This is a genomic window from Streptosporangium lutulentum, assembly GCF_030811455.1.
Taxonomy (GTDB): Bacteria; Actinomycetota; Actinomycetes; order Streptosporangiales; family Streptosporangiaceae; genus Streptosporangium; species Streptosporangium lutulentum.
In genome coordinates this window covers 8,763,247-8,789,053 of record NZ_JAUSQU010000001.1, presented here as the reverse complement: position 1 = coordinate 8,789,053, position 25,807 = coordinate 8,763,247, and the positions used below count along the sequence as shown (strand labels likewise).

21 protein-coding genes are annotated in these 25,807 nt (G+C 69.1%); 12 read left to right on the top strand and 9 right to left on the bottom strand.

The annotated features are described in order from the left end of the window. The first annotated feature begins 21 nt into the window (after positions 1–21). Positions 22–1,968, top strand: a complete 1,947-nt coding sequence (locus J2853_RS39705; RefSeq protein ID WP_307566411.1) for a hypothetical protein — start codon at positions 22–24, stop codon at positions 1,966–1,968. Here the strand turns inward: J2853_RS39705 and J2853_RS39700 are convergent. Both J2853_RS39700 and rsmI read right to left on the bottom strand, forming a co-directional pair. Next, complete coding sequence (locus tag J2853_RS39700; RefSeq protein ID WP_307566410.1) at positions 1,916–3,445, bottom strand: dolichyl-phosphate-mannose--protein mannosyltransferase; 1,530 nt, start codon at positions 3,443–3,445, stop codon at positions 1,916–1,918. The two genes, J2853_RS39705 and J2853_RS39700, sit on opposite strands and share 53 nt — an antisense overlap. Positions 3,446–3,499: 54 nt before the next feature. Then, entirely contained in the window at positions 3,500–4,354 is an 855-nt protein-coding gene (rsmI, locus tag J2853_RS39695) for a 16S rRNA (cytidine(1402)-2'-O)-methyltransferase (RefSeq protein ID WP_307566408.1), read from the bottom strand. A 196-nt stretch (positions 4,355–4,550) separates the two neighbouring features. Here rsmI and J2853_RS39690 point away from each other — a divergent pair, with 196 nt between their 5' ends. The 5 genes from J2853_RS39690 to J2853_RS39670 all read left to right on the top strand — a co-directional run bounded on the left by J2853_RS39690 (position 4,551) and on the right by J2853_RS39670 (position 11,613). Continuing rightward, positions 4,551–6,068, top strand: a complete 1,518-nt coding sequence (locus J2853_RS39690; RefSeq protein WP_307568972.1) for a dolichyl-phosphate-mannose--protein mannosyltransferase — start codon at positions 4,551–4,553, stop codon at positions 6,066–6,068. A 110-nt stretch (positions 6,069–6,178) separates the two neighbouring features. Then, positions 6,179–7,393: a hypothetical protein gene (locus J2853_RS39685; RefSeq protein ID WP_307566407.1), complete on the top strand. Its 1,215-nt coding sequence runs from the start codon at positions 6,179–6,181 to the stop codon at positions 7,391–7,393. Positions 7,394–8,012: 619 nt separating this feature from the next. After that, positions 8,013–9,113, top strand: coding sequence for an AI-2E family transporter (locus J2853_RS39680; RefSeq protein ID WP_307566405.1), 1,101 nt, complete (start codon positions 8,013–8,015; stop codon positions 9,111–9,113). Between the two features lie 339 nt (positions 9,114–9,452). Continuing rightward, positions 9,453–10,595 carry a N(5)-(carboxyethyl)ornithine synthase gene (locus tag J2853_RS39675; protein WP_307566404.1) on the top strand — a complete coding sequence of 381 codons (1,143 nt, stop codon included), beginning with the start codon at positions 9,453–9,455 and terminating at the stop codon, positions 10,593–10,595. 202 nt (positions 10,596–10,797) lie between these two features. Further along, entirely contained in the window at positions 10,798–11,613 is an 816-nt protein-coding gene (locus J2853_RS39670; protein ID WP_307566402.1) for a group II truncated hemoglobin, read from the top strand. A 90-nt stretch (positions 11,614–11,703) separates the two neighbouring features. Here the strand turns inward: J2853_RS39670 and J2853_RS39665 are convergent, their stop codons facing one another. Beyond that, positions 11,704–12,732, bottom strand: coding sequence for an aldo/keto reductase (locus J2853_RS39665; protein WP_307566401.1), 1,029 nt, complete (start codon positions 12,730–12,732; stop codon positions 11,704–11,706). A gap of 115 nt (positions 12,733–12,847) precedes the next feature. On the opposite strand from J2853_RS39665, the gene J2853_RS39660 reads away from it, so the two are divergent. From J2853_RS39660 to J2853_RS39650, 3 genes are all read left to right on the top strand, one after another. Next, a complete protein-coding gene (locus tag J2853_RS39660) occupies positions 12,848–13,786 on the top strand; it encodes an AraC family transcriptional regulator (protein WP_307566399.1) in 939 nt (312 codons plus the stop codon). Positions 13,787–13,945: 159 nt separating this feature from the next. Further along, entirely contained in the window at positions 13,946–14,593 is a 648-nt protein-coding gene (locus J2853_RS39655; protein ID WP_307566398.1) for an SRPBCC family protein, read from the top strand. A gap of 468 nt (positions 14,594–15,061) precedes the next feature. Continuing rightward, the gene (locus tag J2853_RS39650; protein ID WP_307566396.1) at positions 15,062–17,068 is read left to right on the top strand and encodes an endo-1,4-beta-xylanase; all 2,007 of its coding nucleotides are present in this window, start codon (positions 15,062–15,064) and stop codon (positions 17,066–17,068) included. 29 nt (positions 17,069–17,097) lie between these two features. Here the strand turns inward: J2853_RS39650 and J2853_RS39645 are convergent, their stop codons facing one another. Further along, complete coding sequence (locus tag J2853_RS39645; RefSeq protein ID WP_370879488.1) at positions 17,098–18,084, bottom strand: aminotransferase-like domain-containing protein; 987 nt, start codon at positions 18,082–18,084, stop codon at positions 17,098–17,100. 91 nt (positions 18,085–18,175) lie between these two features. On the opposite strand from J2853_RS39645, the gene J2853_RS39640 reads away from it, so the two are divergent. Next, entirely contained in the window at positions 18,176–18,577 is a 402-nt protein-coding gene (locus J2853_RS39640; RefSeq protein ID WP_370879487.1) for a carboxymuconolactone decarboxylase family protein, read from the top strand. A gap of 111 nt (positions 18,578–18,688) precedes the next feature. Here the strand turns inward: J2853_RS39640 and J2853_RS39635 are convergent, their stop codons facing one another. Further along, positions 18,689–19,936: a serine hydrolase domain-containing protein gene (locus J2853_RS39635; RefSeq protein WP_307568970.1), complete on the bottom strand. Its 1,248-nt coding sequence runs from the start codon at positions 19,934–19,936 to the stop codon at positions 18,689–18,691. Positions 19,937–20,105: 169 nt separating this feature from the next. Between J2853_RS39635 and J2853_RS39630 the strand changes: the two genes are divergently transcribed. Next, positions 20,106–21,206 (top strand): epoxide hydrolase family protein, encoded by a 1,101-nt coding sequence (locus J2853_RS39630; RefSeq protein WP_307566391.1) that lies wholly within the window; start codon positions 20,106–20,108, stop codon positions 21,204–21,206. Between the two features lie 83 nt (positions 21,207–21,289). Continuing rightward, the gene (locus J2853_RS39625; protein ID WP_307566389.1) at positions 21,290–22,261 is read left to right on the top strand and encodes a helix-turn-helix transcriptional regulator; all 972 of its coding nucleotides are present in this window, start codon (positions 21,290–21,292) and stop codon (positions 22,259–22,261) included. Between the two features lie 85 nt (positions 22,262–22,346). Here the strand turns inward: J2853_RS39625 and J2853_RS39620 are convergent, their stop codons facing one another. From J2853_RS39620 to J2853_RS39605, 4 genes are all read right to left on the bottom strand, one after another. Beyond that, the gene (locus tag J2853_RS39620) at positions 22,347–22,634 is read right to left on the bottom strand and encodes a DUF4287 domain-containing protein (protein WP_307566387.1); all 288 of its coding nucleotides are present in this window, start codon (positions 22,632–22,634) and stop codon (positions 22,347–22,349) included. Between the two features lie 297 nt (positions 22,635–22,931). Next, the gene (locus tag J2853_RS39615) at positions 22,932–23,828 is read right to left on the bottom strand and encodes a hypothetical protein (RefSeq protein ID WP_307566385.1); all 897 of its coding nucleotides are present in this window, start codon (positions 23,826–23,828) and stop codon (positions 22,932–22,934) included. Continuing rightward, entirely contained in the window at positions 23,825–24,865 is a 1,041-nt protein-coding gene (locus J2853_RS39610; protein ID WP_307566384.1) for a CU044_5270 family protein, read from the bottom strand. The genes J2853_RS39615 and J2853_RS39610 overlap by 4 nt, the downstream gene beginning before the upstream one ends. After that, entirely contained in the window at positions 24,858–25,475 is a 618-nt protein-coding gene (locus J2853_RS39605) for an RNA polymerase sigma factor (RefSeq protein WP_307566382.1), read from the bottom strand. The genes J2853_RS39610 and J2853_RS39605 overlap by 8 nt, the downstream gene beginning before the upstream one ends. Between the last annotated feature and the right edge of the window lie 332 nt (positions 25,476–25,807).

Below are 25,807 nucleotides of genomic sequence, written 5' to 3'. Positions count from 1 at the left end.
AACGGCTGGCATCCTGTATTCATGGTGACCGCCGCCGAACTTCCGAGTCTGGACGAGCCCTCAACCGCCAGGATCACCCGCCTGTGGGCGTTCCTGCGCAGGCACCGCCTGTTCGTGGCCGCCCTCGCGCTGGCGTTCGCGCTGCGCGTGGTCACCATGCTCGGATACGGCCCGGCGCTGTGGTTCAACGACTCGTACGAGTACGTCTCCGGCGCGGTGAACCCCGACAGGCCCAGCGCCCTGCGCCCGAACGGCTACTCCTTCTGGCTCCTGCTGCTGAGGCCCCTGCACAGTTTCGGCCTGGTGGCCTTCCTCCAGCATCTGATGGGCCTGGGCATCGCGGTCCTGGTCTACGCCCTGCTCCGCAAGAAGTTCGGGCTGCCGGGGTGGGGGGCGACACTGGCCGCGGTGCCGGTGCTGTTCGACGCCTACCAGATCCAGCTCGAACACCTGATCATGTCCGACACGATGTTCATGCTGCTGGTCGTGGGCGTGATCACGCTGGTCCTGTGGCACAGGAAGATGTCGTGGCGGCTCGGCACGGTCGTCGGCCTGCTTCTGGCCCTCACCGCGCTGACCCGGTCGATCGGCCTGCCGATCCTGGCCCTGGTCGTGGTCTACATGCTGGTCAAACGCACCGGCTGGAAGACGATCACGGCCATGGTGACCGCGTGCGCGCTCCCCGTGCTCGGCTACATGGCCTGGTTCGCCTCGGCGTACGGGAACTTCGCGATGACCAACAGCGACGGCGCGATCCTCTACATGCGGACCGCACTGTTCGCCGACTGCACGAAGATGGGGGTCGACCCCCGCAAGGAGCTCGAACTCGCGCTGCTGTGCATCAGCGCCCCGCCGAGCGAGCGTGACTTCTCCGGCCAGAAATACCTCTGGTGGGCTCAGAACGGCCAGCGGTTCCACGCCTTCGGGGTGGGCACCACGTTCACCCCCGAGATGAACCAGGCGGCCGGGACGTTCGCCAAGCGGGCCATCCTCTCCCAGCCGCTCGACTATCTCAGCATCGTCGCCGGTGACTTCTTCCGTGCCTTCCACTGGGGCAGGCCGCGTTTCCCCGACGCCAACACCTACCGGCAGTACGAGTTCCTGCCCGAGAACAAGATCCTCCCCGCCTGGGCGTCAAACAAGGGCAGCACCGACACCGACGCGCTCAAATACGATCCGAGCCTGCGCACCACTCTGATCCGGGACAAGTCGAGTGTGATCGGCACCGAGGTCCACGACCCGTGGGGCGCCTTCATGCAGGGCTACCAGCGCGCCATCCGGCTGCCCGGCATCGTGCTCGGCGCCCTGCTGCTGATCGGCCTCGCCGGGGTGGTCGTGCGCTGGCGCAAGCTGGGCGGGCCGTTGCTCCTGCCGTGGCTGGGCTCCTTCGGCCTGATTCTGGCCCCCGCCGCGACCGCCGAGTTCGACTACCGCTACCTGCTGCCCGCCGTGCCCCTGGCGTGCATGGCCGCCGCGATCACGTTGCACCGCGGGTTCACCAGATCCCGTTCCATGGCCGCCCCCGGCTCCCTGCCCACCCCCGGCACCGTGGTCGGCGTCGACCCCCTGCCCGACACCGGTTCCTTTCCCGCGCCCAGCCCTCTCCCCGTGCACAGCCCCCTGCCCGTGCCCAGCTCCGCGACCGCCGCTCCCGAGCCCCTCCCGGCACCCGGTTCCGTGACCGCCCCCGAGCCCCTGCCGGCACCGGGCTCCGTGACCGGTACGGGGCCTGCGCCCACGACCGGCTCGATGACCGCTCCCGGCTTCTCGTCCGTGCCCGGCTCCGTGGCCGCTCCCGGCTTCCTGCCCGTGCCGGGCTCCGTGACCGGGGCAGGCTCCGTGACCGCGCCTGGTTCGTCCGCCAAGCCGGGCCCCTCCAAGCCGGGCCCCTCGGCCGGGCCCGGCCCCGAATCGGCTAGGCCCAGCTCCGAAACAGCATTCGCATCCACCACTGCGAATGTGGAATGACCTCGGCGACGAGCACCGGGTAGAGCCAGCCGAAGTTGATCAGCGCGAGAAGCGTGAAGGCCCCGACCACCGAGGCGCCGAGCGCCCTGCGGTTGGGCGCGGCGTCCGCCCGCCCGATGATCAGCCCGGCGGCCAGGGTCAGCGCGAGGATCATGAACGGGGTCATGGTGATCGCGTAGAACAGATACATCGTCCGGTTGTCGGAGACGGCGTAGTAGAACCAGGGCAGCCAGCCGATGACGTAGCTCGCCACCACCGCCCCGGCCCGCCAGTCGCGGGTGGCCACGTACCAGACGATCATCGCCAGGAGGGCGGCCAGCCCGCCGTACCAGATGACCGGGGTGCCGACCCCGAGCACCGCCTGCGCGCAGCTGTCCGTACCGCACGTGGTGGTGGGCGTCTCGTAGAAGAACGCCACCGGGCGCAGGAGCAGCGGCCAGCTCCACGGCTCCGACTGGTAGGGGTGCGGATCCGCCAGGCCGGTGTGGAAGCCGAGGACCTGCAGGTGGTAGCTCACCCACGAGCGGATCGAGTCGAAGACGAAATAGGCGGGGCCCTGCGAGGTGGCCTGCGCCCAGTTGCGCCCCCAGCCCAGCGGGGAGGCGAACCAGCCGGCCCACGAGACCATGTAGGTCAGCGCCGGGAGAAGACCCATCGCCAGCAGCACGGGGGTCAGGTCCTTGCCGAGCGCCCCCCGGTAGGGCTCCCGTAATCCGACGGCTCTGCGGGCTCCGGCGTCCCAGAGCAGGGACATCACCGCGAACCCGATCAGGAAGAAGATGCCCGACCACTTGACCGCGCAGGCCGCGCCCAGGCACAACCCGGCGGCGAGCCGCCAGGGGCGCAGCCCCAGCCCGGGACCCTGGTCGTTCAGCGGTGAGGACTCATACCAGTCGACGAGCCGGCTGCGCGCCCGGTCGCGGTCAACGACCAGGCAGGCGAACCCGGCCAGCACCCAGAACATCAGGAAGATGTCCAGCAGCGCCGTCCGTGACAGCACCAGGTGCAGTCCCTCGATCGACAGCAGCAGACCGGCCAGGCAGCCCAGCAGCGTGGAGCGGGTCATCCGGCGCGCCACCCGGGCCAGGATCAGGATCGACAGCACGCCCACCAGGGCCCCGGCGAAACGCCAGCCGTAGGGGTTCATCCCGAAGATCTGCTCACCGATACCGATCATCCACTTGCCCAGCGGCGGATGGGCCACGTACAGCGGGCAGGGATCGGCGTCCGGCGGGGTGCACGTGACCAGGAAGTCGGTGTTCCCGGAGAGGAGCATCCGGTCGGCGACCGGGTCGTCCCTCGTCCCGAGCGAGGCCCGCTCCACGCCGTGGTGGATCAGCGCCCACGCGTCCTTGATGTAGTACGTCTCGTCGAACACGACCGCATGGGGCCGTCCGAGATCGGTGAACCGCAGGATCCCTCCGAAGACCGCCACCAGCAGCGGTCCCAGCCAGCCCCATAGGACATTTCCCGGCATGGGCGGTAAGAGACGGTCCCGTGTTGATCCCATTCAGGAAAGTATGGTGATAAATCAGCCTCGATGGACAGCGTCATAGAGATCGCGTTTCGGGATTCCCGCCGCCTTCGCGACATCCACGATCGCCTGCTTCCGCGGAACGCCCGTCTCCTCACGCCGGGCGACCTCCGCGACCAGGTCCTCGACGACCGGCGGCAGGGCCTGCGGGACGTATCCGGCGATGACGATGGTGATCTCGCCCTTGACCCCGTCGGCCGCCCATTCGGCCAGCTCCCCCAGGCCGCCTCGCCGTACTTCCTCGTAGGTCTTGGTGAGCTCCCTGCAGACCGCCGCCCGGCGGTCCTCGCCGAACGCCTCGGCCATCGCCGACAGCGCGACCCGCAGCCGATGCGGCGCCTCGAAGAACACCATCGTCCGCTCCTCCTCGGCGAGGGCGGACAGTCTGCGGGCCCGCTCGCCGGACTTGCGCGGCGCGAAGCCCTCGAAACAGAACCGGTCGCTGGGCAGACCGGAGACGGCCAGCGCGGTGGTGACCGCGGACGGCCCCGGCAGCGAGGTGACCTTGATCCCGGCCTCGACGGCCAGGTGGGTCAGGCGGTATCCGGGGTCGGAGACGCCGGGCATGCCCGCATCGGTGATGATCAGAACGGTCTTGCCCTCTTGGAGCACCTGGAGGAGCTCCGCGGCCCTGGCGATCTCGTTGGCGTCGTAGTAGGAGACCACCCGGCCCCTGATCTCAGCGCCCAGGTCACTGACCAGACGGCGCAGGCGGCGAGTGTCCTCCGCCGCGACCACGTCGGCGGTCTCCAGCGCCTCCCGCAGCCGGGGGGAAACGTCGCCCGTCTGCCCGATCGGAGCCCCTGCCAGCACCAGCCTGCCGTTGTCAATCACCGTTCCATCTTCCCTCATTACGGAGGGCCCCCCAGCCTGGGGCGAAGTTCCCTAATTGGGCATGTAGGTGGTGTTTCTTGGGTTCCCACGGTTGAGAGGCCCGTACGATGTCCGGGTGGCCGTGACCGACTTCACCAACCAGGCATTCGAGCAGCCGGAGTCTCAGCCGAGCACCAAACCGGTGCGTTCCGTGCGTGACCGGCTGGTGCCTCCGATGCCCGGCAGCTTCTGGTGGGGGTGGCTCGGCCCGCTGCTGGTGACGGCGTTCGGCGCGATCCTGCGCTTCACGAACCTGGGCTGGCCGCGCGCGGTCATGTTCGACGAGACGTACTACGCCAAGGACGCGTGGGCGCTGCTCAACTTCGGCGCCGAGCACAACGTGGTCAAGGACGCCGACAAGATCCTGATGCAGGGCGGCACCGACATCTGGCAGCAGTGCGCCCCCACCGAGGTGGAGAAGTGCGCCGCCTACGTCGTCCACCCGCCGCTGGGCAAGTGGATGATCGCCGCCGGTGAGCAGATCTTCGGGATGAACCCCTACGGCTGGCGTTTCGCCGGGGCCCTGGTGGGCGTGCTGTCGATCCTGATCCTGGCCCGGGTGGCACGCCGGATGACCCGCTCCACACTGCTGGGCTGCCTGGCCGGTCTGCTGCTGTCGATCGAGGGACTGCACCTGGTGCTGTCACGGACGGCGCTGCTGGACATCTTCCTGATGTTCTGGGTGCTGGCCGGGTTCGCCTGCCTGGTGGTCGACCGCGACCGGGCGCGCAGCCGGCTCGTCGACTGGTATGAGTCCTCACCGCTGAACGACCAGGGTCCCGGGCTGGGGCTGCGCCCCTGGCGGCTCGCCGCCGGGTTGTGCCTGGGCGCGGCCTGCGCGGTCAAGTGGTCGGGCATCTTCTTCCTGATCGGGTTCGCGGTGATGTCCCTGCTCTGGGACGCCGGAGCCCGCAGAGCCGTCGGACTGCGCAAGCCGTACAGCGGAGCCGTGGCCAGGGATTTGAGCCCCGCCCTGCTGGCTATGGGCCTCCTGCCCGCCCTCACCTACGTGGCCTCCTGGGCCGGCTGGTTCGCCTCCCCCATGGGCTGGGGACGCAACTGGGCGCAGGCCACCTCGCAGGGCCCCGCCTATTTCGTCTTCGACTCGATCCGCTCGTGGGTGAGCTACCACCTGCAGGTCCTCAGCTTCCACACCGGCCTGGCGACCCCGCACAACTACCAGTCGGAACCGTGGAGCTGGCCGCTGCTCCTGCGCCCGGTGGCTTTCTTCTACGAGAGCCCCCCGACCGGCTGCGGCACCGGCCAGAGCTGCTCCCAGGCCGTGCTCGGGGTCGGCACCCCGGTCATCTGGTACGGCGGGCTGGCCGCGCTGATCGCGATGATCGCCTGGTACGTGGCCACCCGCGACTGGCGGGCCGGAGCGGTGCTGATGGGTTACGCCGTCGGCTGGCTGCCCTGGTTCTACTGGGCGATCGCCGACGACCGGACGATGTTCCTGTTCTACGCGATCCCCATGGTCCCGTTCATGATCCTGGCGATCGTGCTCGCGGCAGGATTGATCATCGGCCCCTCGAACGCCGCACCGGTCCGGCGGATGGTCGGCGCCTCGGCCGTGGGAGTCTTCACCCTGCTCGCGCTTCTCAACTTCTGGTGGCTCTACCCGGTGCTCACCGCGGAGGTCCTCCCCTATGCGGAGTGGAGCGCGCGCATGTTTTTCAAGGGTTGGATCTAACCGTCCGCCTATGAGCCACTTAGAGCAAATTCCTTAGGGTAGGCAGCGTGCACGATCCATTACGTCACGTTCATCGTCAGGGCAGGCCCGCATACGGCAGACTTCGCAATATGCCTGCACCGGACGTGGCCGCGCTCCTCTCCGAGCTGGAGCGTTCCGAGCCCGACTACGCTGAGCACGCCCGAAGCGCGATCGACTGGCTGACCGGTGGCGAGCCACTGGAGACGATCACCGAGCTCAACATGTGCGAGTTCCTCTGGTACACCCTGCCCACCAAGATCAGCGGTGACCGCACCGCGATCGCCCACGCGCTCGGCCGGCTACTGCGGCTGGGAGGGCTTGAGCGCTACGCCGCCCTCTGTTCCTCGCCCACCACCGCGCAGATCCTCCGTACCTACGGCCGCCTCGGCGAGAGCGCCGGGATGTCCGCCTACCAGAGCGCCCTCGACGCCACGGGGGTGTTCCCTCCCGACGTGCCGGAGCTGCGGTGGAGCTCGATCATGGGCCCCGAGGAGCTGGGCGCCCACGGCGCCTGCTCGGCCGCTCTGGAGCTGGCCATCGTCTCCGGGGAGCTCACCCCGAACTCGCCCGAGCGGGAGACCCTCACCCGCCACTGGCTGACCACGCCCCGCACCGAGCTGGGCGGTGACAACTGGCTCCACCGGGTCCAGGGCGAACGGCTGAACCGCTGGGTCCTCGGCCGGGGCACCGCCTGGCGCGAGCTCGCCCAGCCCTTCGAGGTGCGCCTGCACGCCCCCATCCCGGCTCCGGCCGAGGACCACCTGGAGGCGCTGCGCTGGCTGCTGGCCATGGGCTGCCGCCCCGGAGGGATCACGCTGACCCAGCGGCACAACCTCGCCCGCTCCGTGCTCGCCGAGAGCACCTGGAGCGGCACGGAGCTGGCGGCGGCCCGCGAGGTGGCCCAGGGACAGCTGAACGCGCTCTCCCAGGTCGGGAGACGGCTGGTGACCACCCCCGCGGGCAAACGCCTGCTCGACGACCCCGACCTGCTCTGGGAGGCCGCGGCCGCCGCGCTGCTGGCCCCGGCATCGGGGGAGAACGGGTTCAGGGCGTCGGCCAGGGAGGTGGCGCTGATGCTCCTCGCCGACGACTCCCCCCTCGACCGCGACCGCGTCACCGCGGTGATCGACTGTGCGGAGTGGCAGACCCTGGAGGTCGACGCCTCGCTGGCCGAGTTAGGCAGGCGCCTGGACGCCTTCGGCCTCCGGGTGGCGGGCAAACTCACCCCCGCGGGCCGGTCGGCCGCCCTGGCCGCGCTGCGAAACCACGCCCTGCGGCCACGTCAGTACATCAACATCGCCTGAAGGCCCGATCCTCTCCGGATCTTCCCCGTTCTCCGGCGGGTCCGGCACCGCGGTGCCGCACGAGGAGCGCCCGGCGCGGCCGTACGGTCGCGGGCCGAGGCGCTCGCCCGCGCGATCACGTCCCGCCGTCTCCTCCGGAGGGTATCCGCAGGGCGAGCGCCCGCGCGATCCCGGCCCCGAACGGTTCCCGCGCGGTCATGCGCCCGCGAGCCGAGCCGAGCCGATCCCCCGTGCGACCGCGTGATCACGGACCGCAGGGAGCCCCTGTGTGGCCACGCGATCACGGACCGAGACGATTTCCCGTGCGGCCGTACAATTGCGGGCCGAGGCAATCCTCACGGCCGACGTGCGGCCGACTATTCCGTTTCATGGGGGGCAGTGATCGAGCGTGTCCGAGCCCACATCCGCTGACCGTCCCAGAGTTCCGGCAGCGTCCCCGCCTTCCACCGGTGCGTCATCGGCCGGCACGGGCGCCTCCACCGCCTCATCATCCGGGCCGGCTCCGACCGGCGCCTCGTCGTCCGCCGGGGTTTCCTCACCACCCCGACCGGCGCCCCCCGCCGACGATCTCGACACCGGGCCCGCCGGGCCCGAACCGCTTCTCACCTCCGCCGGGCCCGTGCTCCCGCTGACCGCCCCGGCGGCGTCCGCCTCCACGCCCACGCCCGAGCTCCCCTTCGGCCGCCCCGGGCGCTCGATGAGCGGCAACCCCTTCATGTTCGGCTTCACCGCCGCCCTCGGCGTGCTCACCGCCTGGTGGCTGGTGCAGGCCGTGATGAGCGCGAGTTCGGTGCTGATCCTCATCATCGTCTCGCTCTTCCTCGCCATCGGCCTGAACCCCGCCGTCGAGGCCCTTCAGAAACGCCACCTCCCGCGCGTGGTCGCGATCATCATCGTCTTCCTCTGCGTCATCCTGGTCTTCGTCGCCTTCGGCCTGGCCGTGGTGCCTCCCCTCACCACGCAGTCCACCGAGTTCGTGGACAAGCTCCCGCAGTACGTCCAGGAGTTGCAGAACAACCCGACGATCCGCGACCTCGACCAGCGTTTCCAGCTGCTGACCAAGCTCCAGCAGTACGTGACGAGCGGCGACTTCGGCACCCAGATGTTCGGCGGCGTGCTCGGCATCGGTTCGGTCGTCATCGGAGCGGTCTTCAACTCGCTGACGGTCCTGGTCCTGACGCTCTACTTCCTGGGCTCGCTGAACTCGCTCAAGAAGCTGGCCTACCGACTGGTCCCCCGATCCCGCCGGACCCGCGCCAGCCTGCTGGGCGACCAGATCATCGACAGCATCGGCGGCTACGTCGCGGGAAACCTGATCATCTCGCTGATCGCAGGCGTGACGACCTTCTTCTTCCTGACCTTCATGGAGGTGCCCTACGCCCTGGCCCTCGCCCTTCTCGTGGCCCTGACCGACCTCATCCCGCTGGTCGGCGCCTTCATCGGGGCGGGAGTCGCCTCCCTGGTCGGTTTTTTCGTCTCGCCCACCGTCGGCGTCGTCTGCCTCATCTTCTTCACCATCTACCAGCAGATCGAGAACTACTGGATCGCGCCGAGCGTGATGAAGAGCTCGGTGGACGTTCCTCCCCTCGCCACGATCGTCGGCGCCCTGCTCGGCGGGGCGCTGCTCGGAGTGCTGGGCGCGCTGTTGGGCATCCCGCTGGTCGCGGCCATCCTGCTCATCCTCCGGGAGGTGGTCTTCCCCCGTCAGGAACGGGCCTGATCGTCGCGGGTACGGGGTTCTCCCGTCCCTGAGCGTCCATCGGCTCCCCTGGCTCCGGCGAAGGACCACAGCGGGCGCGATCACCGATGAATATTCGCCACAAAAATGAATATTCATCACAAAAGCGACACGATCGACCTCGGGAGCCGAGACCGGGATCCCCTCGTCCGGGTGCGAGCCGCGCGGACGGAGGTCCACCCGCAAAGGGGACGTGGCCTACGGTTTAGACCCCCTCGGCACGGTCGCCCGCGGCGTGCGCGGGCCCTCCGTACGCGGGCATGTGCCGGAACGGCAGGCGACAGGGCCTGTGCTAGACAGGAGGTCAATCAAGGGAGCCGTATGGATCAGCTCAGTCTCGGAGTCATCTCACGGTCCCGCAAGGAGAACGAGCGCCGGCTGGCGATCCACCCGCTGCACCTCGATCGGATCGATCCCGATCTGCGGGGTCGTGTCTACCTCGAACGCGGCTACGGCGAGCGCTTCGGTCTCTCCGACAAGCAACTGGAGCCGCACGTCGCCGGGTTGCTCCCCCGGGAACGGCTTCTCGCGGAGTGCGATGTCATCGTGCTCCCCAAACCGCTGGCCGAGGACCTCGCGGAGTTGCGCGAGGGACAGACCCTCTGGGGCTGGCCGCACTGCGTCCAGGACGAGAAGGTGACCCAGCTCGCGATCGACCGGCGGCTGACCCTCATCGCCTTCGAGGCGATGAACCACTGGACCAGCGAGGGCACGTTCAACCTGCACGTCTTTCACAAGAACAACGAACTGGCGGGCTACAGCTCGGTGCTGCACGCCCTGCAGCTCATCGGGACGACGGGCGACTACGGCCGGCGGCTGCGGGCGGTCGTCATCAGCTTCGGGGCGACCGGCCGGGGCGCGGTGACGGCCCTCAACGCCCACGGTGTCAACAACATCGATCTTCTTACGTTCCGTGACGTCACCGCCGTCGCCTCACCGATCCACTCGGCGCGCATCGTGCGCTTCGAGCACGAGGCCGACGACCCCAACCGCAGTTACGCGCTCACCGACAACGGCCGGGTACCGCTGGCGGCCTTCATCGCCGACCACGACATCATCGTCAACTGCGTGCTGCAGAACACCGACGATCCGCTGATGTTCGTCACCGACGACGACCTCGCCGCCTTCGCCTCGGGCACCCTCATCGTCGACGTGTCCTGCGACGAGGGGATGGGCTTCAGCTGGGCCCGGCCCACGTCGTTCGCGGAGCCGATGTTCGACGTGGGGGACAACGTCCACTACTACGGCGTCGACCACAGTCCGTCGCACCTGTGGAACTCCGCCACCTGGGAGATCAGCGAGGCCCTGCTGCCGCACCTGCGGACGGTGCTCACCGGCCCCGAGGCGTGGGACGGGGACGCCACCATCCGGCGAGCCATCGAGATCCGCGAGGGTGTCGTCCAGAACCCCGCCATCCTGTCCTTTCAACACCGCTCGCCGGAGTACCCGCACCTGCCCCGGTAGCGGCACCGTGCGACGGTCCGCCGCCTTCCGGCCGGGCGGCCGGCCGGCACGGCCGTAAGCACGTGGTCCTGATCGGGCCGACCGGCATTCGCCCCGGCGTCCACCACCCGGGGATCGGCACAGGTCACTCCCCGATCAGGCCGCGCCGGCGTGGATTTTCCCAGAGAACCGTGCTTTACCCATCATTGATTACAAGATTACATTGGAGCGTCATCGAGCCCAGAAGGCTGGGCCGCCCCAGAAGCCGGAGATCCACGTGACCGTCGAATACATCCGCTACCGCATTCCCGAAGACCGGTGCGACGAGTTCGAGGCAGCCTACGCCCGAGCCGCCGCCTGTCTTCGCGCCGCCCCGCAGTGCGTGGACTACGAGCTCGCCCGATGCGAGGAGGAGCCCTCCTGCCACATCCTGCGGATCACCTGGACCTCCGTGCACGACCACCTGGAGGGGTTCCGCAAGAGCGAGAACTTCACCGCCTTCTTCGCCGAGATCCGGCCGTACGTGCCGTACATCGAGGAGATGCGCCACTACCGCCCCACCGCCGTCCACGGCCAGGGCGGCTCGATCCCGACGCTCTACGAATGGGCCGGCGGCGCCGAGGCCTTCGAGCGGCTGACCGAGCGGTTCTACGAGCGCGTCGTGACGGACGACCTGCTCAAGGCGCTCTTCGGCCACATGCATCCCGGCCACCCGCGCTACGTGGCCATGTGGCTGTCGGAGGTCTTCGGCGGGCCTTCCCGCTACACCGACGAGCGCGGCGGTTACCCGCACATGCTCTCCCAGCACCTCGGCAGGGCGATCGGCGAGCCCCAGCGCCGCCGCTGGGTGAGCCTGCTGATGGACGCGGCCGACGAGGTCGGCCTCCCCGGGGACCCGGAGTTCCGCGCGGCCTTCGCCGGCTACATCGAGTGGGGCACCCGTCTGGCGGTGCAGAACTCCCAGCCCGACGCCGACCCGATCCAGCAGGCCCCCGTCCCCCGCTGGGGCTGGGGCATCGCCCCGCCGTACCTGCCCTGACCCGCCGCCGGAGACCTCCGCCGGAACGGGAGCACCCGAAACGAGCCCGAGCGGCGCTCGGACTCGTTCGCCACCGGATGCCTCCGGCCGTCAGGCCGTCTGGGGGAGGCGGGCGTCGGTACGGAAGCCCTCGATGATCCAGCCGGGATACTCGGCGGGAAGCGCGCTGACCGCGTCCAGCTCGGCGAGGTCCTGGGCGGTGAGTTCCAGCTCGACGGCGGCGAGGTTCTCGACAAGCTGCTCCGGACGCTTGGCACCGACGATGGCGCTGGTCACGCCGGGTTGCGCGAGCACCCAGGCGAGCGCGACGCGAGACACGCCGACCTCGTGGCGAGCAGCGACCTGGCGCAGGACGTCGATGATGTCGTAGGCGCGCTCCAGGTTCACCGGCGGGAACGCGAACCGGGCACGGCGGGCGCCGTCGTCGCTCGTGCCGGTGCGGTCGAACTTGCCGGACAGCAGACCGGCGGCCAGCGGACTCCAGACCAGCAGTCCGAGCCTCTGGTCGCGGACCACGGGGAGGATTTCCCGTTCGATGTCGCGCCCCGCGAGCGAGTAGTAGGACTGCAGGGAGCTGAACCGCGCCCATCCCCGCCGCTCGGAGACGCCCAGGGCCTTCATCATCTCCCAGGCCGCCAGGTTCGAGGCGCCGATGTAGCGGATCTTGCCCTGGTGTACGGCGTCGTCGAGGGCGGCCAGGGACTCCTCGAAGGGGGTCAGCGGATCCAGGTTGTGGATCTGGTAGAGGTCGATGTGGTCGGTGCGGAGCCTCCGCAGGCTGTCCTCCAGCGACCGCATGATGTGCAGCCGTGACTGCCCGACGTCGTTGGGCCCCGGCGCTGTACGCGCGGTCATCTTGGTCGCCAGTATCACGTCGCGGCGGCGCGCCCCGAGCACCTCGCCGAGGAGTTCCTCCGACTCGCCCTCGGCGTACACGTTCGCGGTGTCGATGAGGTTCACCCCGTGATCGAGCGCGGTGCCCACCATGCGGTCCGTCTCCTTGACGTCCAGCGCGCCGACCGCATCCCAGAGCTGGGAGTCGCGCCCGCCGAAGCTCATCGCCCCCAGCGAGATCCGGGAGACGAAGACGCCGGTGGCCCCGAGCTGCTCGTATTTCATCTTCAACACCTTCCGAATAAGGGGGGGCGTTGGAACGCTATAAGCGCCAATCGGGACAATCCATAAGAAAGCGTCCACCATGTATGCGCGATCGTCCGGAGGTGCCGTGGATCCCGTGTCCGATGTCCTGACCTTGCTGAACATCGGCCAGGCCGCCTCCTCACGCTTCGAAGCCGGTGGCCGCTGGGCTCTGCGCTTCCGGAGCTACCGGCACATCAAGATCGGCGCGATCGTGTCCGGCGTCTGCTGGCTCACCGTCGACGGCGAGCCCTCGCTGCGGCTGTCGGCGGGTGACTGCTACCTGCTCACGGGCGGCCGGCCGTACGAGGTCGCCGGCGACCCGGACCTCGAACCGGAGGACGGCCACGACGTCTACCTCCGGGCCCCCGACTTCAGGAACGTCCGGTACGGCACCGCCACCCCGGACACGGAACAGGTCGTCATCGTCGGCGGAAGCATCACCCTCGACGACATGGCCGCGGAGCTGCTGCTCGACTGCCTGCCCCCGGCCGCGCGCATCCCCGCCGACAGTCCCCGGGCCGAGTTCCTCCGCCCGGTGCTGCGCATGTTGACCGACGAGACCGCGGCCGAACCTCTCGGGTCGGCGGTGATGATCGAGCACCTGACCCAGATCCTGTTCATCCAGGCCCTTCGCGCCCATCTCGCCGGCGAGGAGGACGTCCCGGGCTGGCTGGGGGCGCTGAACGACCCGCAGATCGGCGCCGCGCTCACGCTGATGCACCAGCAGGCCGTCCGTCGCTGGACCGTCGCCGACCTCGCCGCCGAGGTGGGCATGTCCCGCTCCGGCTTCGCCCTGCGTTTCAGGACCCTCGTCGGGCTGCCGCCGCTGGACTACCTGCTGCACTGGCGCATCCGATCGGCGGCCAAGGCGTTGCGTGCCGGTGAGCGCACGGTCGCGTCGGTGGCCGCCGAGTGGGGGTACGCCTCAGAAAGCGCCTTCAGCAACGCTTTCAAACGCGTCACCGGCCAGCCTCCCGCCCGCTACCGAACCCTGAGACCGGCCCCTCCGGGCGCCCCTCCCCTCCACGAATGACTCCAGCGCGATCCCCACGTCAAAATAAGCGACACAATTGCATAAATACGACATAGAGAATGAAAATGTATTTATCGTCTTTTTGGCGCGAAGAGTTCTCCATCACAGCGATATGCGATAGAAGATCATTTGCATCTACTGTCTCTTCTCGAGGTATACGTGAAGAAAATTCTTCGACGTCACGCGATTCAGCTGTTCGCCGCGACGTTCGTTCTCTCCGCCCTCTCCAGCCCCGCCCAGGCCGACACCCCCGAGAGCGACGCCCAGCTCGCCCTCGAATGGCAGACCGCGTGGGACACCTACAGGTTCTACGACTCCACGCCCCCGCCCCACCCGGGGTCGGGGCAGAGCCGGGCCGAGAGCAGCATCTCGATCACCATCAACGCCCCCATCGAGGCCGTGTTCGCGAAATATTCGAACATCAACAACCACGTCGGCATGCACTCGTTCCTGAAGCGGGTCGTCACCCACAAGGACTGGTCCAAGGGCCGCACCCGCTCCGTCAACTTCACCGCGATCGAGGAGATCCCGTACGAAGGCGCGACCGTCGTCAACAAGACGCACGCGCAGCAGCGCATCAACCGCGACAAGTTCTTCTACGAGACGGACACCTGGTCGCTGCCCAACGTCGTCACGCACCAGAAAATCGTCTTCGAGAAGCGGTCCGGCGGGAAGACCGAGGTCACCGAACACCTCACCTTCGACGCGGACACCTCACTGATCGATTTTGTCGTCGCGAACGGCGTCTCCTCCCATGAGGTGACGCAGGCGGCCCTCAAGCAGGCGATCGAGAGCGGCGAGCTCTGAGCCACCACCCGGACGGGGCCCGCTCTTCGGGCGGGCCCCGTCCGGCCCCTCCTCGCCCGGCGGCGGCCTCGCGCTTTCCGCCCGGCCGCCCGGCGACTGACCGCGGCCACGGGCCCCGCCGTTCCGGCGCCCTCCATTCATCGGCCCGATCTCCCTGCCCACCTGGGCATTAGTCGCATTCGCCATGAAGCAGCCTCGTCAAATTCCGAAAGTTTTCGGTGAGGTCTTTCCAGGTGTAGCAATAGATCCGACCAATGAAATATTCATTTCTTCGAAACATTACGGAAATCTATTGACACATTTCGTGAGCCTTCACAGAATGAGTCCCGAATAGAGCTCTCCATACCTGCACCCGGGTGGCCCAGCGACAGACCGCCGGTTCAAGGCGACTCTGCGACCTATGTACGGCGAGCCGCGGCACCGTACACATCCCCCATTCGCGATCGATGTTCCACTGGAGGAACAGACATGATCGACAATGCCGCCACGCCCGGCGGACGCCGGAAAGGCCGCTCGGTCCTCCGAACCGCGCTCGTCGTCGGTACCGTCGGCGTCCTCAGCGCGGCCTTCGCCGTAGCTCTGTCCGCTCCGGCCAGCGCCGCCAGCACCCTGGGCGCATCGGCCGCCGAGAAGGGCCGCTACTTCGGGGCCGCCGTCGCCGCCAACCACCTCGGCGAATCGCAGTACGCCACCGTGCTGAACCGCGAGTTCAACTCCGTCACGCCCGAGAACGAGATGAAGTGGGACGCCACCGAACCGTCTCGCGGCACGTTCAACTACGCCAACGCCGACCGGATCGTCAACCACGCGATCAGCCAGGGCATGAAGGTCCGCGGCCACGCGCTCGCCTGGCACTCCCAGCAGCCCGGCTGGGCGCAGAGCCTGTCCGGCTCCACCCTGCGCAGCGCCATGCTCAACCACGTCACGCAGGTCGCCACCTACTACAGAGGCAAGATCCACTCCTGGGACGTGGTCAACGAGGCGTTCGCCGACGGCAGCAGCGGCGCCCGGCGCGACTCCAACCTGCAGCGCACCGGCAACGACTGGATCGAGGCCGCGTTCCGCGCCGCGAGGGCCGCCGACCCGGGCGCGAAACTCTGCTACAACGACTACAACACCGACGACGCCAACGCCGCCAAAACCCGGGCGGTCTACGCCATGGTCCAGGACTTCAAGGCCCGCGGCGTGCCGATCGACTGCGTCGGCTTCCAGTCGCACTTCAACGGCCAGTCCCCGGTGCCGGGCAACTACCAGCAGAACCTCGCCCAGTTCGCCGCCCTCGGCGTCGACGTGCAGATCACCGAGCTCGACATCGAGGGCTCCGGCACCGCCCAGGCCAACAGCTACCGCTCGGTCGTCAACGCCTGCCTGGCGGTCTCCCGCTGCACGGGCATCACCGTGTGGGGCATCCCCGACCACTACTCCTGGCGCAGCGGCGGCACCCCGCTGCTGTTCAACAGCAGCTATGCCAAGAAGCCGGCCTACGACGCGGTGCTCACCGCCCTCAACAGCGGCACCACGACTCCCCCCACGAATCCGCCCACGAATCCTCCCGGCGGCGGCAACTGCGGCGCCGGATACGTCGGCCTGACCTACGACGACGGACCCAACCCCAGCAACACCACCGCCCTGCTGAACGCGCTCACCTCGAACGGGCTGCGGGCCACCATGTTCAACACCGGCCAGAACGCCCAGAACAACGCGGCACTGGTCAGAGCCCAGCAGAGCGCCGGCATGTGGATCGGCAACCACAGCTGGTCCCACCCCCACCTGACCCAGCTGAGCAGCGCACAGATGCAGTCGGAACTCCAGCAGACCCAGCAGGCGCTCCAGCAGATCACGGGAACCGCCCCGAGGTTGTTCCGCCCGCCGTACGGCGAGACCAACGCCACGCTCAAGTCGATCGCACAGCAGCTCGGCCTCACCGAGATCATCTGGGACGTCGACTCCCAGGACTGGAACGGCGCGAGCACCGCCCAGATCGTGCAGGCCGCCGGCACCCTGCAGAACGGTCAGACCATCCTCATGCACGACCAGTACGCGACGACGCTCGCCGCGATTCCGCAGATCGCCGCGAACCTGAGGAGCCGCAACCTGTGCGCCGGCATGATCTCGCCGTCGACCGGCAGGGCCGTCGCACCGACCGACGGCGGCAACCCTCCCACCAACCCTCCCACGAACCCTCCGACGAACCCGCCCGGCGGCGGCAGCTGCACGGCCACGATCTCCCAGGGGCAGCAGTGGAGTGACCGGTTCAACCTGTCGGTCGCGGTCTCGGGCAGCAACTCGTGGATCGTCACGCTGACCGTGCGCAGCCCGCAGAGGATCATCGCCACCTGGAACGGCACCCCGAGCTGGGACAGCAGTGGCAACGTCATGACGATGAGGCCCAACGGCAACGGGAACACCTTCGGCCTCACGATCCAGCACGGCGGCAACCTGACCTGGCCCTCCGTCTCCTGTCGCGTGGGCTGACCCCCCTCACCGAACCAACGGACGGCAGGTCATGTGGCGGGGCGATCTCCTGATCGCCCCGCCACACGATCGTCGGCCCCGTCGCCGCCGGGAAGGCGCAGGACCGCGTGCAGACCGGCCGCGATGCCGGTGAGAGCGATGTGCGGGGCGCGTTCGGCGAGCGTGGTGACGAGCTGGTCGCGGCGCCGGCGGTAACGTTGCCGCATCCGGCGGATGTGGCGGTCGTAGGAGCCGGTGTCGATGAGGTCGGCGAGGGTGAGCTGGTCCAGCACGCCTGCCCAGGCCTCCCGTTCGCCCTTGGCTCTCAGGACCTCGTCCACGAGGTGGCCGGGCAGGACCATCCAGCCCAGGCGCACGGCGGGTGACAGGCTCTTGCTGACCGAGCCGATGTAGAGGACGCGGTCGGGGTCCAGTCCCTGCACCGCGCCCACCGGCTGGCGGTCGTAACGGAACTCCCCGTCGTAGTCGTCCTCAAGGATCAGGCCGTTGCCGGTGCGGGCCCAGTCGATGACGGACGCGCGCCGTTCCGGGCGCAGCGGCCCGCCGCTCGGGAACTGGTGCGCGGGGGTGAGCAGCACGGTACGGACGCCCCTGGCCGCGGGCAGTTCCGCCGTGCGGGCACCGTGTTCGTCGACGGTCAACGGGTGCGTGCGGACCGAGGCCGCGGCGAGGATGGACCGGTGGAAGGCCAGGCCGTAGGACTCCACGGCCAACGGGCCGCGCAACACCCTGCCGCCGAACAGCAGCCGCAGGGCGTGAGCGAAGCCCGAGCAGACGACGATGTGGCCGGGGTCGGTGCGCACCCCGCGCACCCGCGCCAGATAGTCGGCCAGGGCGCGGCGCAGTTCGGGCCGGCCCCGTGGATCGCCGGGCCCGAACGCCTCGTTCGGAGCGGTGTTCAGCGCGCGGCGGGCGGAGGCGAGCCAGGCGGCGCGGGGAAAGGACGCGGCGTCCGGCTGGCCCTGGCGCAGGTTGTGCTCGGGATCGGACGGGCCCTCCGGAGCCTTCACCGGCACGCGTACGGGCTCTGCGTCCGGGAACGCTGGGCGACCCGACAACGCATCTCGGGTCAACTTCGCCAAGGCCGCTCCGAAGGTCTTCAAGGCTTTGATCGGCTTCGACGCCGCCGCCCGTGAGGGCCTGGACCCGGCCCTGGTGGAGCTGGTGCAGATCCGCTCCTCGCAGCTCAACAAGTGCGCCTACTGCCTGCACATGCACACCACCGACGCCCGCAAGGCGGGCGAGAGCGAGGAGCGGCTGCACATGGTCGCCGTCTGGCGGGACGCCTCGCGTTTCTTCACCGACAAGGAGCAGGCGGCACTGGCTTTGACCGAGGCCGTGACCCTCATCTCCCGGGACGGCGTGCCGGACGAGGTCTACCGGCGGGCGGCCCGGCACTTCGACGAGCAGGAACTGGCCCGTCTGCTGGCCCTGATCTTCACCATCAACACCTGGAACCGGATCGCCATCAGCACCGCCAAGGTGCCCGGCACCGACGAGCGGGCCTGAACCCCCGCCTCCCCACCGGCCTCGCCCCTGACACCTGAACCGCCCCGCCTCCATGTGACCTCCTGCCGACGGCTCGCCCGGCGCGCCGTCCGGGCCAGGAGGGGGAGGCGCTCAGAAGTAACGGGGACCGAGGTCGGTGGTGGGCCAGGCGGTGACCTTGCCGATCTCGGCGTTGATCCGCGGGCTCAGCACGTCGAAGTCGAGGCTGCCGCTCTCCTCCCGGCGGTTGAACAGCGCGGCGTAGGTGAAGCCGTTCTGCAGCCGGGCCAGATAGGTGTAGGTGCCGGGCAGTGAGCCGTCGTGCCAGGTGTTGAGGTGCCCGGTCACCTGGCGCACCCACCAGCCCGCGCCGTACCACGAACCGCTCGCGGTGACGCCGATCTCCGGCTTGGCGAACATCCTGCCGATGGAGGTCGCGTTGAGCACCGGACCGGCCGCGTCGAAGATCCTCGCGAACCTGACCAGGTCCGCCGCGGAGGCCAGCCAGCCACCGCCGGGGGCGCGGTTGGTCATGCTGAAGCCGCCGTACGGGGTGGGCACCACGGCGTTCGTGGGGTTCGTGACGGTCTTACCGGTGAAGCGCGACTCGTAGAACACCTCGCCGGGCGCGGCCTCCGCGCGGAGCGTACGGCCGAGCCGCAGCCGGGTGATGCCGACGGGCGCCAGCAGCTTCTGCTTCACATAGGACTCGTAGCTCTGGCCGGAGACCTTCTCGACGATCCGGCCGAGCAGCATGTAGCCGTAGTTGCTGTAGGCGTACCGGCTGCCGGGGGCGAAGTCGAGCGGCCGGCCGCTCGCGTACTTGATGATGTGGTCCTGGGTGATCGGCAGCGGTACGCCGAGCTTGCCCGCGATCACGTGGTCCAGATACAGGTAGTCCTGCGAGAGGGCGAGGTCCCAGCCTCCGGTGTGCTGCAGCAGCCGCAACACCGTGACATCGGCCAGCCGGGGATCCGCGGCGGTGGACAGGCCGAGCAGGCTCGCCACCGAGGCGCCCAGGGTGAGCTTGCCGTCCTGGACCAGGCGCATGACGGCGGTGGCGGTGATGTGCTTGCTCAGGCTCGCGACCCGGAAAAGCGAGGTGGGCGACACCGCGGGGACGGTCCGGCCGTCACTGGAGTACCGGTAACCACGCGCCAGGACGAGCTTGCCGTTCTTGGCGATGGCGAGCTGGGCGCAGGAGATGTCGCGCTCGGTGATGTAGGTCTTCAGGACCCGGTCGAACCCGGCGAGCGCGGCGGGCACGACCCCGGACACCTCCACCGCCGGGGCTCCGCTCGCCCGCGCGGGCGGCGCGCCCAGCACGACCGCGGGGACCATCGCGGTACCCGCCTGGAGAAGCCTTCGCCTGCTGAGCATCGTCACGTGCGGTCCTTGGATCGGCGGTTCGATGGTGCTCCGGACATTGGTAGCGGATCTTAGGGGGCGTTTTCGGCTTTCGACAACCGGGGCTTTTCGGGGCATGGCGCCCGGCGACACCCACGCCGGCGGACGCTACCTGACCGCGATCGACCCTACGGTCGCGGCCATGACACAGAACGCATCCGTCGTCCCCTTCCACATCGACATCCCGGAGGCCGAACTCGACGCCCTGCGGGACCGTCTGGTCCAGACGCGCTGGCCCGGGGAACTGCCCGGCGACGACTGGAGCCGGGGCACTCCGGTGGCCCACGCCAGGGAACTGGTCGAGCACTGGCTCACGGGCTTCGACTGGCGGGCGCAGGAGCGCCGGCTGAACGAGCTGCCGCAGTTCACCACCGTCATCGACGGGCAGACCATCCACTTCGCCCACATCCGCTCGGACGATCCCGGCGCGCTGCCACTGCTGCTCCTGCACGGCTGGCCCGGCTCGTTCGTCGAGTTCCTCGACGTGATCGAGCCGTTGACCAAGGAGTTCCACCTGGTGATCCCGTCGCTCCCCGGGTTCGCGTTCTCGACCCCGCTGGCCGAACCCGGCTGGACGGCCACCCGCATGGCCGGGGCGTTCGTCGAGCTCATGGCGGTGCTCGGCTACGAGAGATACGGGGTTCAGGGCGGCGACACCGGAGCGTTCGTCGCCCCGGAGATGGGCCACCTCGCTCCCGAGCGCGTCGTCGGCATCCACCTCAACGGCATCCTGTCCTTCCCGGCGGGGGACGAGGAAGAGGACGCGCGGCTGTCCGAGACGGAGCGTCAGCGCTCGGCGGAGCTGGAGGAGGCCACCGCCGGCTACGTCGCCGTCCAGTCGCGATCGCCGCAGACGCTCGCGTTCGGCCTGACCGACTCCCCTGCCGGGCAGTTGGCCTGGATCGCCGAGATCTTCCACCGGTGGGCCGGCGCCCCCGTCGACCGGGACCGGTTCCTGACCAACGTCAGCATCTACTGGCTGACGGGCACCGCGGGCTCCTCGGCCCAGATCTACTACGAGCAGATGAACGACCCGATGGCGTGGGTGCCCAAGCCACGCGGCACCGTGCCCACGGGCGTGCTGCTCGCCGGGTCACACGAGTACGGCATCCGGCCCTACGCGGAACGCGACCACACCATCGTGCACTGGTCGCAGAAGGACGACGGCGGGCATTTCTTCGCCATGGAAGAGCCCGAGGCGTTCGCCATGGACGTGCGGCGGTTCTTCGAGAACCTCACGTGAGGCCGGCGACATCCGGAGATCTCACCTGAGGCCGGCGGCGATCGCGGTCGGAAACTGACCGCGATCGGTGCCAGCATCATCGTGTGTTGGAAACCTCGGCCCGGCTGCTCCGGCTGCTCGCACTGCTCCAGATCCACCGCGACTGGTCGGGGCCGGAACTGGCCGAACGTCTCGACGTGAGTCCCCGGACCGTCCGCCGCGATGTCGACAAACTGCGGGCCCTGGGGTATCCGATCAACGCGATCGGCGGCGTCGGCGGCGGCTACCAGCTGGGCGCCGGCGCCTCACTGCCCCCCTTGCTGCTCGACGACGAGGAGGCGGTCGCGGTGGCGGTCGGGTTGCGCACGGCGGCAGGCGGCGCGATCACGGACATCGCCGAGACCTCGGTGCGGGCTCTGGCCAAGCTGGAGCAGGTGCTGCCCTCACGGCTGCGCTACCAGGTCGAAACGCTCGGCTCGGCCATGGTGATCATGCCGATGCCCGGTTCGACGGTCGATCCGTCGACGCTGATCGCGATCGCCTCGGCGGTGCGCGACCACGAACGACTGCGCTTCGACTACGTCTCGTATGACGGCTCCGCGAGCGTACGGGACGTGGAGCCGTACCAGCTGGTCCAGAACGGACGGCGCTGGTACCTCTTCGCCTGGGACCCCGGCGCGTCGGACTGGCGGAGGTTCCGGGCCGACAGGTTGTCGTTGCGCGTCCCCAGCGGCCCCCGGTTCGGCCCGAGGCCACTGCCCGCCGAGGACCTGGTCGACCACTTCGCCATGGGGACGACCGCGAGCGGCCACCGCTACCGGGCGGTGCTCACCATGTACGGCTCGGCCGCGGAGGTGGCCGAGGAGGTGCCGCCCACGCTCGGCGTGGTGGAACCCGTCGACGACCACACCTGCACCCTGCGCATCGGTTCGGACAGCCTCGACCATCTCGCGGTGTGGGTGGCCGCGTTCGGCTTCGAGTTCGACGTCCGCGAGCCGCCCGAACTGGTGGAGCACCTTCGCACACTGACCGCCCGCCTGCAGCGGGCCGCCTGGCCGCAGAGAGGAACATCCTGACCTGGGATCTCGGACGACGCGGGTCCCGCGCGACGTCCGCATCCGTACGGTCGACCGTCTCCGGTCACGGCGGCCGGCGTCCGCGTCAGGGCCGGTTGTTCTTTCCGTCCAGCCAGAGCGTGTCGGACTCGTCGCGGTGGGAACCGGAGCCACCGACGTGCTTGGCATCGATCTTCGGCCCGTTCTTGATCACATGCACCAGCGCCATCGCGTGCCCGCGCCCGAGGCCGTGGTCCTGCTTCAGCCAGTCAACGATCGCACCCGCTTTCGTGGACGGGTCGTCGAACCCGCGTTCCTTCGCCAGCGCGATGAACTCACGCGGGGTGAGGCCGGTCTTGTCCTCGATGTTGTCCAAGTACGCCTGGAACGACATGTATGTCTCCGTTCATCGTGGGCTGTCGGGCCGCGGCCTCCCACCCGTACGGTTTTGTATGAGCGGGGCCGCCGGCCGGTCCTGTTCCGGTGACTCACCGCTGCCGGCGATCCACATCGTCGGCGTGCGATGCCTCCCGTTACATTTCTGGAAGTAAACGATCCCGCGTGGCAACGACCCGGATCAACGTGCGATCGGCGAAGGGACATTTAGCCAGACTCAACGATGGGGCCGCGATGCCGGTGGCGGCCTCGGCGGCGGGCACCGTGACGCCGGTGTCAGGCCCGCGGCGAAAGGTCAGCTCGCGCTCGGAACGGCGGGCTTGTCGTTCGTCCAACCGGCCCTGAACGTCGTCACGCCGGACTTGCCGAGCACCGCCTTTCCACCGGCCTTCAGGTCGGTGTATTCGGCCAGCATCGTCATGGCCTTGGTGTCCACCAGGAACTGCTGCTTGAGCACCGAGCCTCCTCCGGAGGGGACGGGCATGGCCAGCTTCCGGCCGGAGCGGCCCAGCGGATCCTTGGCCTGACCGAGGTCGCTGACGCCCTTGGTCGTCTTCAGCACCTGGTAGGCGGCGGCCCTGACCTTGTCAGGCACCGGGTTCACATACAGCAGCTCGCTCGCCTGCTCGGCCACGTAACGGTCGAGGTTGGACAGCCAGTCGTCCTTCTTGGAATTCGGGCTGGTGGTCTTGGCATCCTCCACGGCCTTGTCGATCCAGGCGTTGACGTCCGCGACGAGATACTTCCTGAGCGCTTCGGCGTCCGTGGGCAGCGACTGGAGCTGCTGGTAGGTCATGTATCTCTCGCCCAGGCGGAACCCGTCAGGCGTTCCCTTGTCCGCCGCGATGGAGCCCTTGCCCGGTTTGGTGGACAGGTGGATCTTCATGCCCTCCGTGCGGTAGTCCCACTCGGTCGGCGAACCGTCGGCGCGCCAGGCCGCCTCGTCCTTCTTGGTCGCGGGCTTGGCGCCCAGCTCCCGGAAGCCGCTCCAGCTCTTGCCCTGGGGCGACAGCCACTCGGTGCTGACCTCGCGCTCGGTCAGGTGGTAGCCGCTGCCGACCGCGTGGGGATGGGTCGTGGTGAAGGTCGTCTCGACCCTCCAGTACGCCCCCTCCGGCGCGTCGGCGGACGCGGGAACGACGGTCGTACCAGCGAAGATCAGCCCAGCGGCGATGGCAAGGGTGAATCTCATTTCTTCTCCTTCAGCGGGTTGTCGTCCGCCCAGCGGCTGTCCTGGATCGCGGTGTACGTCAGGAGCAGGCCGTCCGCGACGGAACGGGTCTCGATGGAAAGCGGTCTGCCGGAGGCGGGGTCGATCACCAGCCGGGTCCTGGTCGCCCCCGTGTAGTTCGGCGGGGTGAACTCCCCGGACTTGTACTCGATCGCCTGCCCGGCACGGCCCAGCGCGTCGGTCACCTGCCCGACGGCGGCGACCTCGGGCATCGAGGCGAGCAACCGGTACGCGGCGGCCCTGGTCTCGCTCGTCACCGGCGCGAAGAACAGCAGCCGCGCCGCGGTGTCGATGGTCGTGCCGTCGTCGGCGTCGATGAGCGCCTTGAGCCCCTCGGGGGTGTCGGGTACCTCGCTCGTCTTGGTCAGCGGCTTGCCCGCCGTGAGGATGCGGAAGTCCCAGTCCTCGGTCGACCAGGTCCGCTGCTCGTCAGGCTCCGCCTGTACGACACCGACGTGTCCCTTTTCCGATGGCTTGTCATACGTCCATGACGTCGGCGAGCCGTCGGCGCGCCAGGCCGCCTCGTCCTGGGGCGTCGCGGGCCCGGTTCCCTGAGGGGTCTGGCGGTACCAGGTGAGTCCTTCGGGATTCGCGGGGATCCAGGTCTCGATCGACTCGCTCTCGCGCAGGACGTATCGGCCGCCGGGCTCGTGGAACTGCGAGCCGCGAACCTCCGTGCTGCCCCACCACGCGCCCTCGTCGGGCATGGAAGCCACCGAGGCCGCCGCGATCAGCAGGAACCGCTTGCCGTCCGCCTGGGCGACGATGCCGGAGGTCGCCGGCGCCGTCGGGGGCGTCGTCGGCGCGATCACGATGGTCGCCGCGACGGCGGCCCCCGCAAGGCCGAGCCCCAGCGCGCTCCACCTGGCGGTCCTGCGACCCCGCCGTACCCGTTCCCGGGCGAACGCGGCGTTCAGCCGCTCGCGCCCGGCCCGCTCGACCTCGGACGACAGCGGTGGCGCGGGCAGCAGCTCGCGCACCGCCCGATAGTCATCCATCAGAGCCTCCAAGCAAGGGGTTGACGCCGCCCAGGGCAGCACGAAGCTTCTTGCGCACCCGCGACAGGCGGGATCCGACGGTGCCGTACGGGATGTCCAGCGCCTTGGCCACCTCCGCATGACTCAGCTCGCCCAGCGCGCTCAGCATCAGCACGTCCCTGTCGCCGTCGGGCAGGGCGTGCAGTTCGGCCGCGAGCCGCCCCTGTGCGCTCGCGGCGTCGATGCGGGTGACCACGCCTTCCTCGTGGCCGTGCTCCGCGCCGTCGTGCGTGGTGGCGCTGCGCCGCAGAGCGGCCAGCCGCCTGGTCTCGGTACGCCGGTACAGCGAGATCAGGTTGGTGGCGAAGCCGTACAGCCAGGGACGGACCTCGCCGCGCTCGGGATCGAATGTCTCGCGCTTCCTGAACGCGGCGAGGAAAACCTCCGCGGTGAGATCGTCGGCGGCCTCCCGGCCGAGCCGCCGTCCCAGGTACGCATGGATCTCGCTCACATACCGGTCATAGATGTCCCCGAACCGCTCGGGTCTTCGGCGCGACAGCTCCAGCAGAGCCGCATCGCTGATCCCCTCTGCTGGATCGGTGAGATCCGGAGCCGTCATATTGGCAGTCACACCCCTTACTCAACCGATGGGGCGTTTTGCTTTCACACCGTTCTCCGGCCACTGATCACGGTCCCGCCGCACCGGCCCTTCCTCCTCGTACGGGCACCCGCCACACCGGCCCTGCCCGCTCGTACGGGCATCCGCGGCGCCGCCGTGACGGCGAGCTCAGGACGCGACCCTCAGTGGCGAGGCTGGTCGTCCGGCAACGCGAGAGGCTGTTCCCGATCACCCGGAAACGGCCTCTGACCTGGTGGGGTGTCCTCGAGTACGGCTGAGCTGTGTGTTCGGAGGGGCGAAGAGGATCGATTCCCGGCCGGTTTGGGATCGTTCCCGATTCCTCG

What these genes read in the sequence shown, in the direction of transcription:
- J2853_RS39705 (WP_307566411.1), top strand. Translation starts at nt 22, where the DNA reads ATGGTGACCGCCGCCGAACTTCCGAGTCTGGACGAGCCCTCAACCGCC.
- J2853_RS39685 (WP_307566407.1), top strand. Translation starts at nt 6,179, where the DNA reads ATGCCTGCACCGGACGTGGCCGCGCTCCTCTCCGAGCTGGAGCGTTCC.
- J2853_RS39620 (WP_307566387.1), bottom strand. Translation starts at nt 22,634, where the DNA reads ATGTCGTTCCAGGCGTACTTGGACAACATCGAGGACAAGACCGGCCTC.
- J2853_RS39630 (WP_307566391.1), top strand. Translation starts at nt 20,106, where the DNA reads ATGACACAGAACGCATCCGTCGTCCCCTTCCACATCGACATCCCGGAG.
- J2853_RS39650 (WP_307566396.1), top strand. Translation starts at nt 15,062, where the DNA reads ATGATCGACAATGCCGCCACGCCCGGCGGACGCCGGAAAGGCCGCTCG.
- J2853_RS39635 (WP_307568970.1), bottom strand. Translation starts at nt 19,936, where the DNA reads ATGCTCAGCAGGCGAAGGCTTCTCCAGGCGGGTACCGCGATGGTCCCC.
- J2853_RS39690 (WP_307568972.1), top strand. Translation starts at nt 4,551, where the DNA reads ATGCCCGGCAGCTTCTGGTGGGGGTGGCTCGGCCCGCTGCTGGTGACG.
- J2853_RS39610 (WP_307566384.1), bottom strand. Translation starts at nt 24,865, where the DNA reads ATGGATGACTATCGGGCGGTGCGCGAGCTGCTGCCCGCGCCACCGCTG.
- J2853_RS39665 (WP_307566401.1), bottom strand. Translation starts at nt 12,732, where the DNA reads ATGAAATACGAGCAGCTCGGGGCCACCGGCGTCTTCGTCTCCCGGATC.
- J2853_RS39675 (WP_307566404.1), top strand. Translation starts at nt 9,453, where the DNA reads ATGGATCAGCTCAGTCTCGGAGTCATCTCACGGTCCCGCAAGGAGAAC.
- J2853_RS39700 (WP_307566410.1), bottom strand. Translation starts at nt 3,445, where the DNA reads ATGCCGGGAAATGTCCTATGGGGCTGGCTGGGACCGCTGCTGGTGGCG.
- rsmI (WP_307566408.1), bottom strand. Translation starts at nt 4,354, where the DNA reads ATGAGGGAAGATGGAACGGTGATTGACAACGGCAGGCTGGTGCTGGCA.
- J2853_RS39615 (WP_307566385.1), bottom strand. Translation starts at nt 23,828, where the DNA reads ATGAGATTCACCCTTGCCATCGCCGCTGGGCTGATCTTCGCTGGTACG.